A 16,946-nucleotide genomic window follows, 5' to 3' on the forward strand; every position below is an offset into this window, starting at 1 on the left:
CCCGCTCACCGTCAGCCGTCGCGCCGGGTGCCGCCGGTGTCGGCGAGCAGGGCGTCGAGCTGGGCGGCCACCGTCGGGTCGAGCTTGCCGTCCTCGACGGCCTTGTCGAGGCGCTCGCGCAGCTTCTCGACCCGCTCGGCCCGGTCCCGCGGCCGGCCGCCCAGCTCGACGAGGTCCCTGCCCAGCTGCTCGGCGGTCTTGCGGTCGACGTCGCCCTGGGCGACCGCCAGCGCGAGCACCGCGGCGAACTCGGCGGCCACCTCGCGCAGGTTGACCGGCGCCGGTCCGGCGGTGGTGGGCGCGGCGGTGCTGGGTCTCGGCGCGGGCGAGCTGCTCGGCGCCTCGACCGGCACGGACCGTCCCGCGGTCGGGGCCTGGTCGCCCCGGTCGCCGAGGACCAGCGCGGCGACGGTCGCGACGACCAGGGCGAGACCCGCGGCCACCAGGGCGGCGACCGGCCGGTCCGACCGTCGGGCGGGTGCCCGGGTCGGGGCGGGCGGCCGTGGCCCGGCACCGTCGGGGGTGGCCGGGCGCCGGTCGACCAGCGTCGGCGCGTGGGCGGGCGTCGACGCGGCGACGGACGGCAGGATCGCGGTCGGCGGGTTCGCGGGTGGGGCGGCGGGTCGCGTGGCACGCAGGTGGGCGGCGAGCTGCGCGGCGGTGGGACGGCGGGCCGGATCGGCGGCGAGGCAGGCGAGCGTGAGCCGCGCGACGTCGGCCGGTAGCCCGGGTACGGCCGGTGGCGGCACGGTGGCGCCACGGGCGTGCACGTCGACCGCGTCCTCCCAGCTGTCCACGCGCAGGTGCGCCCGGCCGGTGAGCGTGCGGTAGAGCAGCGCGCCGAGGGCGTACACGTCGCTGGCCGGGTTCGGCGGGCCGGGCCGCATCCGCTCCGGGGCGAAGTACGCGGGCGTGCCCATCAGCAGCTCACCGGTCTGCCCGGCCAGGGGGTGGTCGGGACCGGCCAGGGCGGCGATGCCGAAGTCGAGCACCTTCGCGCCGGTGGCGGTGAGCATGACGTTGCCGGGTTTGATGTCGCGGTGCACGACGCCGATCCGGTGGGCGTCGGCGAGCGCCGCGGCGACCTGCGCGGCCATCCGGACCGCCTCGGGCCAAGGCAGCGGGCCGGCGGCCAGCCGGTCGGCGAGGTTGTGCCCGTCCACCAGCTCCATCACCAGGTACGGCACGACGGCGCCACCGGCGAGGGACGCCTCGCCGTAGTCGTACACCTGGGTCACGTGCGGGTGGCTCAGCCGGGCGGCCGCGCGGGCTTCGCGCTGGATGGTGGCCCGGAGCTGAGGGTCGGCGGCCAGCTCGCCGGCGAGGGCCTTCACCGCCACCGGCCGGTGCAGCACCTCGTCGTGGGCGCGCCACACCTCGGACATCCCGCCGCGGCCGATGCGCTCGCGCAGGACGTACCGGTCGTGCAGCCGGAGGCTTGGCGTGAACGGCGACATAGGTCTCCAGTCTGCCTGCCCGACGGCGGGTAGGACCACCGACTACGCAGAGAGCCACGTCCGGTACCGGCCGCGGTGACCGGATCATGCCCGAAGCACCAACTTCCGCTGGCCGCAAAACACCGGTTCAGGAGCAACGGGGCGGAGCGGGCACCGGGGCGGGCTGGATGCGGTCGGCGAGCCGGCGCAGGGTGGCTGCGGAGGCCCGTCGGGTGGCGGCGAGCCGTGGGGTGCGCGGCGGCTCGGGGCGGATCGGCGCGTCCGGTCGGGCGGAGGTGACGTGCCGCGTCACCGCGTCGACGGCGAGAACGAAACCGGTGGGCTGGTCCATGGGGTCAACTCCTCGGGACGGGTCCGGTGGACGACCGGACGACGAGTGTGGTGGGCAGCAGAACCTGCCGGGCCCCGGGTTCCGCGGGCGGGTCGAGCAGCAGGCGGGCGGCGATGCGGCCCTTCTCCTCGGCGGGCTGCCGCACGGTGGTCAGCCCGGCGGCGGCCGCCTCGGGGACGTCGTCGAACCCCGTGACCGAGACCGGCGGGCCGCCGGCCAGCGCGTCGCGCGCGCCGAGGGCGAGGACGTCGGAGCAGGCCAGCACCGCCGTGGGCGACCGGTCGGCGGTACGCAGGGCGGCGACGGCGGCCGCGGCGGCGGCGCGGTCGTTGGCGGGGGCGGTGAGCACGGTCAGCTCCGGCCAGGCCACACCCACCTCGGCGAAGGCGTCGGCGAAGCCGGCGAGCCGTCCCCGTGTGGTCGGATGCGGGACCTCGGTCGCAGCGGCGAGCCGCAGCGGCCCGGCGGGTGCACCGGGCAGCACCGAGTCGCCGAGCAGGGCCACCCGCCGGTGCCCGAGGCGGGCCACGTGCCGGGCGATCTCCCGGGCGGCGGCGCGCTCGTCGATGCCGACGAAGCGGTCGTCGGGGCCGGCGGTGTCGGGGGGCGCGGTGGTCACGTACGGCACGCCGCGGCCCCGGATCGCGTCGATGGCCCAGCCCTCGTGGCCGGCGCAGTAGACGCAGAACCCGTCCACGGCGGCGTTCTCCACCGCCACTCGCGCGCCGGCCGGGTCGTCGGGCAACGGCACGAGCAGCAGGCTGGTGCCGCCCTGCTCGGCAGCCTCGGCGAGACCGGCGAGGAAGCGGACGGCGAACGGGTCGGTGAACGCGTACGACAGCCGGGACGTGAAGAGGACGCCGATCGCGCCCACGTACCCCCGTCGAAGCGAGCGGGCGGTGGGGTTGGGCCCTGGGTAGCCCATCTGCCGGGCGGTGGCCAGGATCCGCTCCCGCAGCGCCGAGGAGAGCTGGTCGGGCCGGCAGTACGCGTTGGAGACCGTGCTGCGGGACACCCCCACCGCGTCGGCCACGGCTTGCAGAGTCGGCTTCACCGGTCACCTCTGGATCGATTCAGACTGGATCGATCCAGAGCGTAGCCGGAAGTGTCGGCGTCGGTCAATGGGATGCGGGCGAACCGGCGCGCCACGGCCGCGCGCGGTCCCGGGAGTTACCGCCCGTGCAGGTCGTCCAGGATCCGGCCGAGGATCTCCGGCGTGCGCTCCGGCGGCTCCGCCTCCCCGCGGAGCCGTTCCATCGCCGCCGCGTAGTTCTCGAGGTCGTCCCGTTTGTCCAGGTAGAGCGCGGTGGTGAGTTGTTCGAGGTACACGACGTCCGGCAGGTCGTCCGCACCGAACCGCAGGATCGTGAACGCGCCTCCGGCGGCGGCGTGCCCGCCCGCGGCGAACGGAAGGATCTGGAGCCGGACGTTCGGCGCCTTGGTCGCCTCGATCAGTGCCGTCACCTGGTCGCGCATCACCCCCGGGCCGCCGATCGGCCGGCGCAACGCCGCCTCGTCCACGACCGCCCACAACTGGGGCGGGTCCTCCCGGCGCAGCACGCGCTGCCGCTGCATGCGCAGGGCGACCCGCCGGTCGATCTCCGCCGGCGTGGCGCGGCCGTGGCCGAGGAGCACGACGGCCCGCGCGTACGCCGGCGTCTGCAACAGGCCGGGCACGAACTGGACCTCGTACGTCCGGATCAGGGACGCGGCGGCCTCCAACCCCAGGTACGCCTGGAACCACGACGGCAGCACGTCGCCGTACCGGTGCCACCAGCCGGGGCTGTTCGCGTCCCGGGCGAGCTTGAGCAGCGCCTCCCGCTCCTGCGGCTCGGCGACCCCGTAGAGGGTGAGCAGGTCGGCGACGTCCCGCTCCTTGAAGCCGACCCGCCCGAGCTCCATCCGGCTGATCTTCGACTCCGAGGCGCGGATCTCCCAGCCGGCGCCCTCGCGGGTCACTCCGCTGGACTCGCGCAGCCGGCGCAACTGCGCGCCGAGCAGCATGCGCAGGACGGTGGGGCCGGTCGCCGGACCGCCCTCGGCGGGAACCATCGCCACTGCCGACCCTCCGCACGCCACCATGCCGTCGGGCGATCGAACCCGACCGGGGTGTAAGCATGCCATGGACGGTCAGTGAGGTGAATGGCTCCGGCGAGGCGAATCGGGCCCGGCAGCGGGACGGCGGGTCAGCGGATCAGGTGGTCGAAGTCGCCGTCGCGGGCGCCGAGCACGAAGGCCGCGATCTCGTCCACCGTGTAGATGAGGGCGGGCCCGTCGGGGTGCCGGGAGTTGCGGACCGCGATGCCCGCCCCGCCGGGCAGCTCGGCCAACTCGACGCAGTTGCCGCTGGGGTTGCTGCGGCGACTCTTCTGCCACCGCAACGGCGGCAGCTGGTTGGTGGGGAGGCCGTTCGGTGGCTGCTGCATGTACGTCTTTCTCTTCACGCACCCGCTCGCACCGGGGCCGGTGGAGGCGTCGCGAATGGACGGAGGGGTTTCCTGCACGTGCATCTGCTATTGCATCCGCATTGGACAGCGAGCATGATAACCGACGTGTGCGGTACCGAACCGCTCACGGACAGTCATCTCACCCTGGGCTGCCACCAGGGAAACACGGGGTGTCGGTGACCGCCGGCGGGGCCGGGGCGTCGGCGTGACGGGAGGGCTCGTGCCGGATCCGTTGACCATCGCGTCCGGCATCTGCGCCGCGGGAGCCCTCGTCTCGTCCTGGCAGTTGCACCGCCGGGCTATCCGAGCCGAAGCCGAGCTCGCCGTGCTGCAGGCCGAACTCGCGGCCGAGCGCCACGCGGCGAGCCACGACCCGCTGACCGGCCTGCCCAACCGGCGCGCCTTCCACCGGCTCGCCGCCGCGGTGCTGACCGGGGCGGCCGGCCGGCCTGTCATCGCCGTCGTCCTCGACCTCGACGACTTCAAGCAGATCAACGACCGGTACGGGCACGCCGTCGGAGACCAGGTGCTGGTCAGCGTCGCCCAGCGGTTCGCCGCCTTCGCCGGTGGCGATCCGGTCGCCCGGCTCGGCGGCGACGAGTTCGCCGGGCTGCTGACCACGCCGCGGGTGGACCGGCGGTGGATCGAGCACGCCACCCGGCGACTCTGCGACATCCTCGCCGCGCCGATCCCCCTGCGCGGGCTGACCATCCAGGTGACGGCCTCGGTCGGCCTGGCGCCGGTCACCGGCCCGGGCCAGCTGACCGAGGCGCTGGACCAGGCCGACGCGGCGATGTACCGGGCGAAGGGCGTCGCGTCCGCCCGCCCGCGCCGCCAGCTCGACAGCGCGGGCGCGACCGACCGCTGACCCGCCCGCTCCGTCACCTGCCCGGCCGCCGGGGGCGCCGACGCGCCTGGGAGATGCCCTACCGCCAGCCGTAGCCGGCGCGCAGCGCCCGGGCCACCCGGTCGAAGCGTTCCCGGTCGAGCACCGCCCCCTCGCGACGGATGCAGTCCTCGCGCATGGTCAGCACCCGGTCCAGCCGCAGCCAGCTCGGACGGCCGGACCGGTCCCAACCACCCGCCCCGAGGGCCAGCCAGTGCCGCTGTCCGTCGCGGTCGTCCTGGCTGGAGAGCATCAGCCCGAACAACGTCCGGCTGTGCCGGCCCACCACCAGCACCGGACGGTCCTTGCCCTGGCGGGGGTCGTCCTCGTACGGCACCCAGGTCCAGACGATCTCCCCCGGGTCGGCATGCCCGTCCAGCTCCGGGGCGTACGCGAGCTGGCGACGTTGCAGCGCGGCGACCTGGCGCCGACGCGCGACCTGGGCCGGGGCGGGGCCCGGTCGCCGCGGGGACGGGATGACGGTGCCGAGGCGCGCGGCCACACTCCGGAGAAGACCTGCCACGGCCGGCAGCCTAACGCCTGCCCCTCCCGTCCCACGGCTGAGGGACACCGCCCGGCTGAGGAAACACCGGCGCACCGAACTGGACGGGCACGCCGGCACCGGCCAGGATCGGGGCCATGCCCGTCCCCGTGCGCCCGCCCTCCCCGTTCGGAACCCCGTGGTGACCGGGCTGCCGGACGACTACCCGGTCGTCGAGCGGCGGGCGGTACGGCTCGTGGTGCTCGACGTCGACGGACGGGTGCTGCTGTTCCACACCCGCGACCCGGCGCACCCGCGGCTCGGCACGTGGTGGGAGCTGCCGGGCGGCGGGATGGACCCCGGCGAGACGTACCTCGACACGGCCGTCCGGGAACTGCACGAGGAGACCGGCATCGCCGTCGCCCCCGCCCTGGTCGGGGCGCCGACCTGGCGTCGGCGGGCCAGCTTCCTGCACCGCCACCGCCGGCACCTCCAGGACGAGGTGGTCGTCCCGGTCCGGCTCGCCGTGCCGGGCCCGGACGTCGACGAGACGCACCGGCTCGCGTACGAGCGGGAGGACTACTTCGGCTTCCGGTGGTGGCCGGTGGCCGAGGTGACGGCCGGCGACGCGCGCTTCTACCCGGGACGGCTGCCCGACCTGCTTCCCCGCTTCCTGGCCGGCGAGCGCGTCGACGAGCCGTTCGAGCTCTGGTCGTGACGGAAACGGCCGACCACGGGCACAGTGGAGCGATGACCGACATTCCCGCCTGCGTGGCCCGGTACGCCGAACGGCTGCACAGCGCCCTCGGCGACGGCCACCACGTCGCCTCCCCGCTGGGCGCCTGGCTCCTGCTCGCCCTGATCGCACCCGCCGCCTCCGGCACCGCCCGGGCCGACCTGGAGGAGGTGCTCGGCACGGGCGCGGAGGCCGCCGCCGACGCCGCCCGTACGCTGCTGGCCGACCCGCACCCGCTGGTCGGCGCCGCGACCGGCCTCTGGCAGGCCGGCGGGGTCGACTCCCCCGGCCTGGCCTCCTGGCGGGCCGGCCTGCCACCGTCGACGCAGACCGGCCCCCTGCCCGACCAGGCCACCCTCGACGCCTGGGCGCGCGAGCACAGCCTCGGCCTGATCGAGCGCTTCCCGCTGAAGGTCCGGCCGGAGGTGCTGCTCGTGCTGGCCAGCGCGCTCGCCACCCGGGTGTCCTGGGCGGAGCCGTTCCAGGTGACCGGAGCGGAGGCGCTCGGCCGGGGCAGCGCCTGGGCCGGCCGGCTGCGGCGGGTCCTGCGCACTCCCGCGCACGGCCACCGCGCGTGGGTCGCGGCCACCGACCGGGCCGGGGACGTGATCGTGCACGCCGCACCCGCACGCCCTACCGCCGAGGACGGACCGGGACTGCTGGTGGTCTCGGTGGCCGCGGCGGCCGACGTACCGCCCGGTGACGTCCTCGCCGCAGCCCACGAGCAGGCCGCCCACGCGCTCGACGGCGACGAGCCGGCCGGCCGGCGTTCGCTGTACGACCTGCCGCTGGGCGAGGCTCCGCTGTGGACGTTGCGGGAGGAGACGGTGCGCACGTTCGCGGTCCGGGAGGAGCGGGTCGCCGCGGTGCTGCCCTGCTGGTCGGCCGAGAGCCACCACGACCTTTCCGCGTCGGCGCTCGGTTTCCCGGCGGCCGCGGAGGCCTTCCGCGCGCTCCTGGCCCGGCCCGACCTCGGCTTCGAGGCGGCCCAGGCAGCCGCCGCCCGGTACGGCCGCTACGGGTTCGAGGCCGCCGCGGTCACCGGGTTCGCCATGACGGTCGCCCTGCCGCCGGAGGCGGTACGGCGCACCGCCGAGCTGCGCTTCGGCCACCCGTACGCGGCGGTCGCCGTCGCGACCGACGAGCGGTTCGGCACGCCCGGCCCGTGGCACGGCCTGCCGGTCTTCTCCGCCTGGGTCGCCGAGCCGGAGGACCTGCCCGAGGCCGATGCGGCCGACCCGCCGGACACCTGGTAGCCGCTGGTCAGCGTGGTGGCGACGGGGCCGGGACGGCGTGCGGGGGTGGCCGTGCGGGGCCCCGGGGTCACCAGTCCGGCGGGCGCGGGATCGGCTGCGTCATGCCGTCGAAGTCGCGGGGAAGCTGGGCCACCATGGCCCGGAACTCGTCGACCGTCACGGCTTCGCGCAGGGTGGCGAAGACGGCCGCCGTGCCGGTCCGGGCGGTCTCGTCGTCCACCCCGGCCCGCTCCCCCACCCGGCGCAGGAACTCCACCGGGCCGATGGCCGGCGGCCGACCGCCGGCGGGAGTCGTGCCCGGCTCGGCGAGGTAGTCGCCCGCGTCGTCCGGCAGGTGTCCCGCCAGGTCGGCGGCCTCCCCACCGGTCATCCGTTCCACCATCGTCTGGAGCACCGCGCGGGCGACGGTGGCGGCCTGCTCGGTGGGCAGGCCCGCGCGGCGGGACACCGCGTCGACGAAGAGGGGAAACCGCACGGCCGCGCTTACCCGCCGCGCGACCGCACAAACCGACGGGACCGCGCCCGCCGGTGTTCCCGGCAGCGGGGCCGGCGGGCCCTACCCGTCGGCCAGGACGTCGAGCAGCAGGGCGGCGGTCCAGCCGAACGCCGGCGAGCCGAGGCCCGCGCCGGTGTCCGGATGGAAGTACTCGTGGCAGCCCGACCGCGCCACCAGCCCGATCATCGACCGGCGCAGGCCGGCGGCCAGGTCGGGCCGTCCGTGCGCGCGCAGCCCCCGGCGCAGCAGCCAGGCGAGGTTCAACCAGCTCGGGCCGCGCCAGTACCGCAACGGCTCGAAGTCCGGCGCGGTGCGGTCGTGGCTGGGCAGCGGCCGCTCCATGCGGGGCGCGAGCCCGAACCGGGCCGAGCACGCCTCGGCGATGACGCTCGCCGCCGCCCGGGCCGGCAGGTCGGGCAGCCCCAGCGGCATCAGGCCGAGCGCCGTCCGGGCCGGGACCAGGCGGCCCGTGCGCAGGTCACGGGGGTGGAACAGGCCGGTGGTCGGGTCGTACAGCCGGCGGACGAGGGCTTCGGTGATCGCGGTCGCGCGGTCCCGGTGGGGGCCGGGGTCGGCGCCGACGACCGCCGCGATCCGGGCCAGGGCCTGCTCCGCGCCGCCCATCGCCGCGTTGAGCAGCGGACACTCCACCAGGAACGGATGCCGGTCGGCGAGGTCGTCGTCGCGGTACCGCAGCGCCCGGTAGGACGCGACGATCGCGATGTAGCGCGCGTAGTCCAGGTCCGTGGGGCGGTGCGCGGCGTCGGCGTGTGTGGTGTCGTGCCGGCGGTACGCGCGCATGACGGCCGCGTCGGCGCGTACCGCCGCCATCGGGGCGTCCCAGGCCGGGCTGTTGTCCAGACCGGACTCCCACGGGTGCACGATGCAGGCCAGACCCCCGCCTCCGACGTCCCGGCGCGCGGCCAGGTACCGCTGCTGCGCCACCAGCCGCGGGTAGAGCCGCGCCAGCGCCGCCCGCGCCGCCTCGGACCGGTCCCGCCGGTACGCGAGCCAGGCGGCGAGCGCGTGCACCGGCGGCTGGATCAGGCCGGAGGTGGCGGCGGCCGGCGCGCCCTCGGCGAGCGCCGAGGCCCAGTGGTCCGGCCCGGGGAAGTACGCCCCGACCCGCACGGACGGGTTGAACACGATGTGCGGCACCCGGCCGTCGGCCCACTGGGCCCGGAACAGGCTGGCCAGCTCCCGCCAGGCGCGGGCCGGGCGGACGTGGGCCCAGCCGATCGCGATGAACGCCGAGTCCCAGCTCCACTGGTGCGGGTAGAGGGTGCGTGACGGCACGGTGTGGTCGTGCTCCCAGTTGCCGTCGAGGGTCGCCACGGCCAGCGCCCGAAGGCCGGCCGGGTCGGCGGTGACGGGTCCCGCCGGGGCGTCGTTGCGCACCGCGCCGGGCCCCGCGACCACACCGCCCGGCGTGCCGGCGCTCACACCGCCGCCCGGCGTGCCGGCGCTCACGCCGCCGCTCGTTTCGGCTGGGCCAGCCGCAGCACCGTCGCGGCGTGTTGCAGCGCGCGGACCGGGTCGCCGCGCAGCCGGCACTCCAGCGCCAGCCAGCCGGGGTAGCCGATCTCGAGCAGGGTCCGCAGCAGCGCCGGCCAGTCCAGGTGGCCCGCGCCGGGCTGGCACCGGTTGGAGTCGCTGACCTGCACGTGCCCCAGGTACGGCGCGGCGGCGCGCAGCGCCGCGTGGACGTCGTCCTCCTCGATGTTCATGTGGAAGGTGTCGGCGACCACGCGCACCGAGGGCAGCCCGACGGCGGCGCAGAGGGCGACGGCCTCGTCGAGCCGGTTGACCATGTGGTCCTCGTACCGGTTGAGCGGCTCCAGGAAGAGGGTGACGCCTTCGGTGCGGGCGTGCTCGCCCAGCTCGCCCAGAGCGTCGAGGAGCACCCGCCGGTCGCCGGCCGGGGACCGGGGCGGCTCGAACGGCGGCAGCCGGCGGGAGAACATCCCCCACGCGGCCGGCGTCATCGCCCCGACGCCGCCCAGTTCAGCGATCACCGACAGCTGCGACCGGAGGTTGCGGACGGCGTCGCGGGACCGCCCGGGGTCGAAGTCGCCGATGAAGTGGTCCATCTCCACGCACACGGTGGGCATGACCACGCCGGCCGCGCGGGCCCGACGTAGCTCGGGCAGCCGCCGGACGAAGGCGAGGTCGCCGCGCCCGCGCAGCTCGATGCCGTGGTAGCCGAGTGCGGTGGCGAGCGCGTACTTGCGGATCAGGTCGTCGCCCGGCAGGAGCTGCTCCTGGCAGGCCAGTGGGATCGTCGTCATGGTCGGAACCTCAGAACTACTTGGAGGACGTCACCGTCACCGCGGTCGAGCAGCGCGAGCGCGTCGGCCACCGCGCTCGCGTCGACGACGTGGCTCACCAGCGGCAGCGGATCGACGCTGCCCTCGGCCACCAGGTCCATGAACGTCTGGGTGACCCGCGCACCGGTCCACCGGCCGGCCATGCCGGGCGCCGGGGTCGGCCCGGAGACCTGGGCCGCCACCAACTGGATGCGGTTGTGGTGGAACTCCTCCCCCAGGCCGAGCGCGTCGGCCTGCCCCTGGTAGAAGCCGGCGGCCACGACGCGGCCGGCGTGGGTGGTGGCGCGGATGGCCTCGTGCAGCGCCGGGTACGCCCCGGACAGTTCGAGGCAGACGTCCGCGCCGCGCCCGCCGGTGGCCCGCCGGAGGACGGCGGCGGCGGAGTCGGCGGTGGCGTCCACGGCGAGCCGGGCACCGAGACGGGTGGCGTGCGCCAGGCGGGACGGCATCCGGTCCACCGCCACCACCCGGGCACCGGAGAGCACGGCGAGCCGGGTGGCGAGCAGGCCGATGACGCCCTGCCCGAAGACGCCCACCCAGTCCCCCAGGTGCAGGTCGCCGGCCAGGACGGCGGTGAGCGCGATCGCGCCGGGGCGGGCGAAGACGGCGGCGAGGGGGTCGAGCCCGGCCGGCAGCGGCTGCACGGTGTCGGCGGGCACGACCGCCTCCGCCCGGTGTCCCCAGATGCCCCAGACCACCTGTCCGGGCTGCCGGCCGGCCACGTCGGCGGCCACCTCGACGATCTCGCCGACCTCCTCGTAGCCGAAGCCCACCAGCGGGTACGGCACGACGGCCTGCCGGGGGACGAACATCCGCGTGACGTCGTCCCAGTCCTTGCTCAGGCGCGGATTGCTGCCGCGGTAGAGGGTGAGCTCGGTGCCGGCGGAGATGCCGGAGTAGCAGGTGCGGACGCGCACCTGACCGGGACCGAGCGGATCCGGGGGGCAGGGCTGGAGGCTGATCTGTCGCGGCCCGGCCAGAGAGACAACCCAGTTGACCATGAGTCACATCCCGGTAGCACTGGGTTCCATCGTAGGCAAAATTTCGTTATATGTCTTGTCATTGATCAATCGAAGGGGTTGAATCCGTCATGTACCCTTCGAGAGGAGTGCCACCGATGCCAGCACCTCCGATGCGGACACTCGCCGCCACCCTGATCATGGCACTCGCCGGGGCCAGCCTGCTGTCCTGCGGCGACAACGAGTCCGAAACGGACAGCAGGAAGATCACCGTGTGGAGCCTGGAGGACGTGGCCGACCGGGTCACCGCCACCAAGGCGATCATCGCCGACTTCACCGAGCAGACCGGGATCACCGTCGAGCTCGTCACCGTCAACGAGGACCAGTTCCCCGCACTGATCGCCTCCAGCGCCGCCGCCGGGGAGCTGCCCGACGTGGTCGGGTCGGTGTCGCTGGCCGGCGTACGGACCCTCGCCGGCAACGAACTGCTGCACGCGGACGCGAACAAGGAGGTCGTCGACAAGCTCGGGCGGGACACCTTCTCGCCCCGCGCCCTGGAACTGACCTCCGAGGACGGCCGGCAGCTCGCCGTGCCCAGCGACGGCTGGGGCCAGTTGCTGGTCTACCGCAAGGACCTCTTCGACGCCGCCGGCCTGCCCGTCCCCGACACGTACGAGAAGATCGCCGCCGCGGCGGCGAAGCTGAACACCGGCGGAGTCGCCGGCATCACCGCCGCGACCGCCCCCGGCGACGTCTTCACCCAGCAGACCTTCGAGCACCTCGCACTGGCCAACAACTGCCAACTCACCGACGACTCCGGTGCGGTGAAGCTGGACACCCCGGAGTGCGTGGAGGCGTTCCGCTTCTACGGCGACCTGATGCGGAACCACTCGGTCAAGGGCGCGCAGGACGTGGACACCACCCGCGCCACGTACTTCGCCGGCAAGGCGGCCATGCTGATCTGGTCGCCGTTCATCCTCGACGAACTGGCCGGGCTGCGAAACGACGCCAGGCCGACCTGCCCGCAGTGCGCCTCCGATCCGACGTTCCTCGCGAAGAACAGCGGCTTCGTCACCGCCATCAAGGGCCCGAACGGCGCCGAGCCGGCGCAGTACGGCGAGATCACCTCCTGGGCGGTGCTCGACGGCGCCGCCGACGACCCGGCGAAGTCCTTCGTGGAGCACATGCTGGACGACGCCTACCCCCGCTGGTTCGGGATGTCCCCAAAGGGGCGCTTCCCGGTACGCAAGGGCACCGCGGCGGAGCCGGAGAAGTTCCTCACCGCCTGGAACACCAGCCAGGCCGGGGTCGACGCGAAGAAGCCGCTCGCCGAGGTCTACGGCGATGAGGTGCTCGCCACCCTGCGCCGCAGCCCGGACACGTTCCAGCGGTGGGGCCTCACCCAGGGCCAGGGCAAGCTGGTCGGCGCGATCCTCGGGGAACTGCCCGTGCCGAAGGCGCTCGCCGACGTCGTCTCCGGGAAGTCCGACGCCGCCGCGGCGGCCGGGCGGGCGCAGCAGGACGTGGAGGCCATCAAGGCGGGCGTCAATTGACGACCGCGGCACCGGACACCGGCCGCTCCCCCACCCGGGAGCGGCCGGTCCCGGCCCGCCGCCGGGGGCCGGTCACGCTCCGGCAGCGCGAGTCCCGCGCCGGGCTCGCGCTGGTCGCGCCCACCGTGCTCGTCGTGGTCGCGGTGATCGGCATCCCGATCGTCTGGACGGTGGTCCTGGCCTTCCAGCGGGTACGCCTGGCCACGCTGCGCCGCACCGGCCTGTTCGGCGAGTTCACCCTCGCCAACGTCGAACGCGTGCTCAACACCCCCGGGTTCGCCGACACGCTCTGGACCACGCTGGTCTACAGCCTGGGCAGCACAGCCGGCTCCATCGTGCTCGGCCTCGTCGCGGCGCTGGTGGTGCGCCGGCCGTTCCGGGGTCGCACCCTGGTCCGCGCCTCGATGCTGCTGCCGTACGTGGCACCGGTGGTCGCGGTGACCTTCGTCTGGCAGGTGATGCTCGACCCGCAGCTCGGCATCGTCAACAACTGGGGGCAGCGGTTCCTCGGCTGGGACGCGCCGGTTCCGTTCCTGTCCCAGGAGTCGACCGCGCTGGCCACCGTCATCGCGTTCGAGGCGTGGCGGTACTTCCCCTTCGCGTTCCTGTTCCTGCTCGCCCGGCTCCAGGCGGTGCCCGGTGAGCTGGAGGAGGCGGCTCTCGTCGACGGGGCCACGCCGACCCAGCGGTTCCGGCACATCCTGCTGCCGCAACTGCTCCCGGTGATCGCCCTGCTGGGTGTGCTGCGCTTCATCATGACGTTCAACAAGTTCGACGACGTCTACCTGCTCACCGGGGGCGCGGCCGGCACCGAGGTGGTCAGCGTCCGGGTCTACGAGTTCCTGACCACGCGTACCGACATCGGCGCCGCCGCCGCGCAGGCGGTGGTGCTGGCCGTCGTGCTCATCCTGTTCGTCGTCGTCTACCTGCGCTTCTTCGGCGGACGGAGGGCAGACTGATGGACCGGGACCGGATCGAGACGGTGAGCCTGCGCTGGCTGCGCCGGCTCGTGATCGCGCTGTTCCTGCTGGTCACCGCCTTCCCCTTCTACTACATGCTGGTGCTCTCGGTACGCCCCATCGAGCGCCTCCTGCTCGACCCCGGCTCGCTGGTGGTGGGGCTGGGCGAGCTGACCGTCACCACGTACACCGAGGTGTTGAAGGCCGCCGAGGACGGCGGGCAGGGCTTCCTCACGTTCATGCGCAACAGCGGGCTGGTCGCCGTCGCGGCGACCCTGCTCACCCTGCTGGTGGCGATCCCGGGCGCGTACGCCGTCTCCCGGCTGCGGTTCTTCGGCCGCCGGCAGGTCCACTTCCTGTTCCTGGCGGTCTACCTGTTCCCGTCGATCGTCATCGCCATCCCGCTGTTCGTGGTCTTCACCCGGGCCGGGCTGCGCGGCTCGCTGCTCGGGCTGATCCTGGTCTACATCTCGCAGACGCTGCCGGTCTCGGTCTACATGCTGAAGAACTACTTCGAGACCATCCCGGTGAGCCTGGAGGAGTCCGCCGCCCTCGACGGTGCGGGACGGCTCGGCATCATCCGGCGGGTCAGCCTTCCCCTCGCCGCCCCGTCGATCATGGCGGTCGCGCTCTACGACTTCATGATCGCCTGGAACGAGTTCCTCTTCGCCCTGCTCTTCCTCGTCGACAAGCCCGACCGGTGGACGGTGTCGCTCGGGCTGGCGCAGCTCGCCGACGGGGTGGAGGTCCCCAAGACCGTGCTCATGGCAGGCTCGGTCATCCTCACCCTGCCCATCGTGATTCTCTTCTTCGCCAGCGAACGGCTGCTCACCGAGGGCCTGACCAGCGGCGCGGAGAAGGGCTGACCGCAGGGTGGGTGCCGCCGGGGAGCCGTTAACGTGGCGGCATGGGGAAGCCGACGCGCTGGATGACCGAGACCGGCCCGGAGCACTCGCAGTGGTACATCGACCGGTTCCGCCGACTCGCCGCGGAGGGCGTGGACCTCGCCGGTGAGGCCCGACTGGTCGACACCCTGGTGCCGCCCGGCTCCCGGATCCTCGACGCCGGCTGCGGCACCGGCCGGGTGGGCGCCGCGCTGGCCGCGCGCGGCCACACCGTGATCGGCGTCGACGCCGACCCGGCCCTGGTCGAGGCGGCCCGGGCGGACCACCCCGGCCCCCGCTGGCTCGTCGCCGACCTGGCCGACCTCGACCTGACCGCCGCCGGGGAGCCGGAGCCGTTCGACGCGGCCGTGGTCGCCGGCAACGTGATGGCCTTCGTCGCGCCCGGCACCGAGCCGGCGGTGCTCCGGCGGATCGCGGCGCACCTGCGACCGGACGGTGTGGTGGCGGTCGGCTTCGGCCTCGACCGGGGCTACCGGCTGGCCGACTTCGACGACGACGCGACCGCCGCCGGGCTGCGCCGCGAGCACCGCTTCGCCACCTGGGACCTGCGCCCCTGGCGGGAGGAGAGCGACTTCGCCGTCACCATCCTCCGCCGCCCGGCCGGCTGAGAACGCCCCGGAGATCCGGCTCCGCCCCGGCCCGTCACGCCGGGGCGGCGACCACCCGGGCGGCGGCCGGGTCCAGCGTGGCACCCGGGGGCACCAGGCTGACCAGGCTCGCCGGCAGGCGGAGCGGACGCACGTTGCGGTAGCCGAGCATCCCGAGCACCTCGGCGCCGGCCAGCACGTACCGCCGGCCGAGGTCGGTGACCACGCAGATCGCGCCCCCGGACGCCCCGGGCGCGGCGACCGCCTCGACCACCGCGCCCCGGCCGGGGTCCACGACGACGTGGTCGGCGACCACGCCGCCCTCCGCCGGGGCGGGCCCGGAGCGGAGGGCGGTGCCCAGGTCCGGCAGCCGGACCCCGTACCGGACGTCGGACACCGCGCCGTCCTCGCCGACACGCGTGCAGAGCCCGCCGTCGGGAGCGGCCAACCGGGGCGGTACGGCCGGCGGGGCCGTCGGCCCGGCCGGGGTCAGGTCGGGCACCTTGGGCAGGGCGGCGAACCGCCCCAGCGTGATCGGCTCCGGCTCGCCCTGGCCGGTGCTCGCCAGCAGCAGGCTGGCCTGCAACTCGGTGATGCCGGCGAGCCCGTCGCGGAGCGCGACCGCGTACTGCCGGCCACCGCCGGAGTTGCGGACCAGGTAGACGTCGCCGATGCGGGCGCCGGGGACCCGCGCCGAGGGCCGCCCCTCACCGGGCAGGGCCGGTGGGGTCAGGTCGACGCCGGCGGTCAGCGAGTGCAGCAGGGCCGGCGCCACCGGGACCGCCCGGGCCCGGGTGGCCGCGAGCGCGGCGAGCACCCGGTCGGGGTCGCGGATCGCGTGCCGCCGCTGCTGCCAGACCAGATGCAGCCCGCCGTCGGGGTGGCGCAGGAGCAGGCCCTCGTCGCCCAGCGGCCGGCCACCCGGGGCGTCCACGCCGATCAGGAGCGCGGAGCGGGGTTCCGGCCGGTCGCCGTCGGCGCCGGTCACGGAACAGACCGTCCACGGCGCGGTCGACAGCCCGTTCGGGCCGGGCAGGGAGTCGGGTGCGTCGGCGATGCCCAGCGGGAGGCCGCGCGGCACCCCGGCGATGGACCGGCGGGAGACCAGCACCGTCTTGGGCCGTTCGGCCCCGATGATGAGCAGGGCCGACGCGTAGTTGAGGACCGGGTGCAGCCGCTGGTCGCGGTAGACGAACCGGGCGCCGGACTCCTTCTCCACGATCACCGCGGCCTCGTCACGCCACTTGCTTCCGCCCCCGGCGAACAACCCGTACAGGGCGAAACCGCCCAGGGCGATCACCGCCACCAGCACGCTGGCCAGCCCCGCCCCCGCCAACCGCCGGAACGGCGACTGCGCGGGGTCGGTCTCCCGCATCACCAGGGCGGCGACCGCCCGTTGGACGGTGAACTGGTACGAGTGCAGCTGGTCCTGCCGCGACGGCATGGAATCCCCTCCGGTGGCGGGCTCGGCGCACAGGATAAGCGTTGCGTCGATGTCCCGAGGACCCTGCGTCGCCGAGGTGGCATGTTGATACCCCAGGGGGTATGCTCGGTCGTGGAGGTGAC

The 16,946-nt window shown here is 74.9% G+C and carries 18 protein-coding genes; 7 read left to right on the forward strand and 11 right to left on the reverse strand.

Annotated elements, in window-relative coordinates:
• Nucleotides 1–11: 11 nt before the first annotated feature.
• The 5 genes from GKC29_RS21335 to GKC29_RS21355 form a co-directional block, all read right to left on the reverse strand.
• Nucleotides 12–1,457, reverse strand: a complete 1,446-nt coding sequence (locus tag GKC29_RS21335; protein ID WP_155332508.1) for a serine/threonine-protein kinase — start codon at nt 1,455–1,457, stop codon at nt 12–14.
• A 127-nt stretch (nt 1,458–1,584) separates the two neighbouring features.
• Nucleotides 1,585–1,788: a hypothetical protein gene (locus GKC29_RS21340; RefSeq protein ID WP_155332509.1), complete on the reverse strand. Its 204-nt coding sequence runs from the start codon at nt 1,786–1,788 to the stop codon at nt 1,585–1,587.
• Between the two features lie 4 nt (nt 1,789–1,792).
• Entirely contained in the window at nt 1,793–2,842 is a 1,050-nt protein-coding gene (locus GKC29_RS21345; RefSeq protein ID WP_155332510.1) for a LacI family DNA-binding transcriptional regulator, read from the reverse strand.
• A gap of 116 nt (nt 2,843–2,958) precedes the next feature.
• Nucleotides 2,959–3,846, reverse strand: coding sequence for a helix-turn-helix transcriptional regulator (locus tag GKC29_RS21350; protein WP_155332511.1), 888 nt, complete (start codon nt 3,844–3,846; stop codon nt 2,959–2,961).
• A 128-nt stretch (nt 3,847–3,974) separates the two neighbouring features.
• Nucleotides 3,975–4,214, reverse strand: coding sequence for a DUF397 domain-containing protein (locus GKC29_RS21355; protein ID WP_155332512.1), 240 nt, complete (start codon nt 4,212–4,214; stop codon nt 3,975–3,977).
• A 241-nt stretch (nt 4,215–4,455) separates the two neighbouring features.
• Between GKC29_RS21355 and GKC29_RS21360 the strand changes: the two genes are divergently transcribed.
• Nucleotides 4,456–5,103 carry a GGDEF domain-containing protein gene (locus tag GKC29_RS21360; protein ID WP_155332513.1) on the forward strand — a complete coding sequence of 216 codons (648 nt, stop codon included), beginning with the start codon at nt 4,456–4,458 and terminating at the stop codon, nt 5,101–5,103.
• A gap of 58 nt (nt 5,104–5,161) precedes the next feature.
• Here the strand turns inward: GKC29_RS21360 and GKC29_RS21365 are convergent, their stop codons facing one another.
• On the reverse strand, nt 5,162–5,644 hold the full coding sequence (locus tag GKC29_RS21365; protein WP_155332514.1) for a type II toxin-antitoxin system PemK/MazF family toxin: 483 nt from the start codon (nt 5,642–5,644) through the stop codon (nt 5,162–5,164).
• Between the two features lie 160 nt (nt 5,645–5,804).
• On the opposite strand from GKC29_RS21365, the gene GKC29_RS21370 reads away from it, so the two are divergent.
• Entirely contained in the window at nt 5,805–6,320 is a 516-nt protein-coding gene (locus GKC29_RS21370; RefSeq protein WP_230688746.1) for an NUDIX hydrolase, read from the forward strand.
• A 32-nt stretch (nt 6,321–6,352) separates the two neighbouring features.
• Nucleotides 6,353–7,594 (forward strand): hypothetical protein, encoded by a 1,242-nt coding sequence (locus tag GKC29_RS21375; RefSeq protein WP_155332516.1) that lies wholly within the window; start codon nt 6,353–6,355, stop codon nt 7,592–7,594.
• Between the two features lie 67 nt (nt 7,595–7,661).
• On the opposite strand, the gene GKC29_RS21380 is transcribed toward GKC29_RS21375, so the two are convergent.
• The 4 genes from GKC29_RS21380 to GKC29_RS21395 all read right to left on the reverse strand — a co-directional run bounded on the left by GKC29_RS21380 (nt 7,662) and on the right by GKC29_RS21395 (nt 11,418).
• On the reverse strand, nt 7,662–8,069 hold the full coding sequence (locus GKC29_RS21380; RefSeq protein WP_155332517.1) for a DUF2267 domain-containing protein: 408 nt from the start codon (nt 8,067–8,069) through the stop codon (nt 7,662–7,664).
• A gap of 81 nt (nt 8,070–8,150) precedes the next feature.
• Entirely contained in the window at nt 8,151–9,488 is a 1,338-nt protein-coding gene (locus GKC29_RS21385; protein ID WP_155334273.1) for a hypothetical protein, read from the reverse strand.
• 68 nt (nt 9,489–9,556) lie between these two features.
• Entirely contained in the window at nt 9,557–10,378 is an 822-nt protein-coding gene (locus tag GKC29_RS21390; protein WP_155332518.1) for a sugar phosphate isomerase/epimerase family protein, read from the reverse strand.
• Nucleotides 10,375–11,418 (reverse strand): zinc-binding dehydrogenase, encoded by a 1,044-nt coding sequence (locus GKC29_RS21395; RefSeq protein WP_155332519.1) that lies wholly within the window; start codon nt 11,416–11,418, stop codon nt 10,375–10,377. Before GKC29_RS21395 ends, GKC29_RS21390 begins: the two co-directional genes overlap by 4 nt.
• A gap of 116 nt (nt 11,419–11,534) precedes the next feature.
• Between GKC29_RS21395 and GKC29_RS21400 the strand changes: the two genes are divergently transcribed.
• The 4 genes from GKC29_RS21400 to GKC29_RS21415 are packed head-to-tail and all read left to right on the forward strand — an operon-like array spanning nt 11,535 to nt 15,401.
• Nucleotides 11,535–12,929 (forward strand): ABC transporter substrate-binding protein, encoded by a 1,395-nt coding sequence (locus tag GKC29_RS21400; protein ID WP_155332520.1) that lies wholly within the window; start codon nt 11,535–11,537, stop codon nt 12,927–12,929.
• Nucleotides 12,926–13,888, forward strand: coding sequence for a carbohydrate ABC transporter permease (locus tag GKC29_RS21405; RefSeq protein WP_155332521.1), 963 nt, complete (start codon nt 12,926–12,928; stop codon nt 13,886–13,888). Before GKC29_RS21400 ends, GKC29_RS21405 begins: the two co-directional genes overlap by 4 nt.
• Nucleotides 13,888–14,754, forward strand: coding sequence for a carbohydrate ABC transporter permease (locus tag GKC29_RS21410; protein ID WP_155332522.1), 867 nt, complete (start codon nt 13,888–13,890; stop codon nt 14,752–14,754). The genes GKC29_RS21405 and GKC29_RS21410 overlap by 1 nt, the downstream gene beginning before the upstream one ends.
• A 41-nt stretch (nt 14,755–14,795) precedes the next feature.
• A complete protein-coding gene (locus tag GKC29_RS21415) occupies nt 14,796–15,401 on the forward strand; it encodes a bifunctional 2-polyprenyl-6-hydroxyphenol methylase/3-demethylubiquinol 3-O-methyltransferase UbiG (protein WP_155332523.1) in 606 nt (201 codons plus the stop codon).
• A 34-nt stretch (nt 15,402–15,435) separates the two neighbouring features.
• Here the strand turns inward: GKC29_RS21415 and eccB are convergent, their stop codons facing one another.
• Complete coding sequence (gene eccB, locus GKC29_RS21420) at nt 15,436–16,824, reverse strand: type VII secretion protein EccB (RefSeq protein WP_155332524.1); 1,389 nt, start codon at nt 16,822–16,824, stop codon at nt 15,436–15,438.
• Nucleotides 16,825–16,946: the final 122 nt, after the last annotated feature.

Source organism: Micromonospora sp. WMMC415 (genome assembly GCF_009707425.1).
Classification (GTDB): domain Bacteria; phylum Actinomycetota; class Actinomycetes; order Mycobacteriales; family Micromonosporaceae; genus Micromonospora.

Bases quoted from the DNA above. Each gene is read 5' to 3' on its own strand.
- GKC29_RS21335 (WP_155332508.1), bottom strand. From the start codon at position 1,457: ATGTCGCCGTTCACGCCAAGCCTCCGGCTGCACGACCGGTACGTCCTG.
- GKC29_RS21340 (WP_155332509.1), bottom strand. From the start codon at position 1,788: ATGGACCAGCCCACCGGTTTCGTTCTCGCCGTCGACGCGGTGACGCGG.
- GKC29_RS21355 (WP_155332512.1), bottom strand. From the start codon at position 4,214: ATGCAGCAGCCACCGAACGGCCTCCCCACCAACCAGCTGCCGCCGTTG.
- GKC29_RS21375 (WP_155332516.1), top strand. From the start codon at position 6,353: ATGACCGACATTCCCGCCTGCGTGGCCCGGTACGCCGAACGGCTGCAC.
- GKC29_RS21390 (WP_155332518.1), bottom strand. From the start codon at position 10,378: ATGACGACGATCCCACTGGCCTGCCAGGAGCAGCTCCTGCCGGGCGAC.
- GKC29_RS21395 (WP_155332519.1), bottom strand. From the start codon at position 11,418: ATGGTCAACTGGGTTGTCTCTCTGGCCGGGCCGCGACAGATCAGCCTC.
- GKC29_RS21400 (WP_155332520.1), top strand. From the start codon at position 11,535: ATGCCAGCACCTCCGATGCGGACACTCGCCGCCACCCTGATCATGGCA.
- GKC29_RS21410 (WP_155332522.1), top strand. From the start codon at position 13,888: ATGGACCGGGACCGGATCGAGACGGTGAGCCTGCGCTGGCTGCGCCGG.
- GKC29_RS21415 (WP_155332523.1), top strand. From the start codon at position 14,796: ATGGGGAAGCCGACGCGCTGGATGACCGAGACCGGCCCGGAGCACTCG.
- eccB (WP_155332524.1), bottom strand. From the start codon at position 16,824: ATGCCGTCGCGGCAGGACCAGCTGCACTCGTACCAGTTCACCGTCCAA.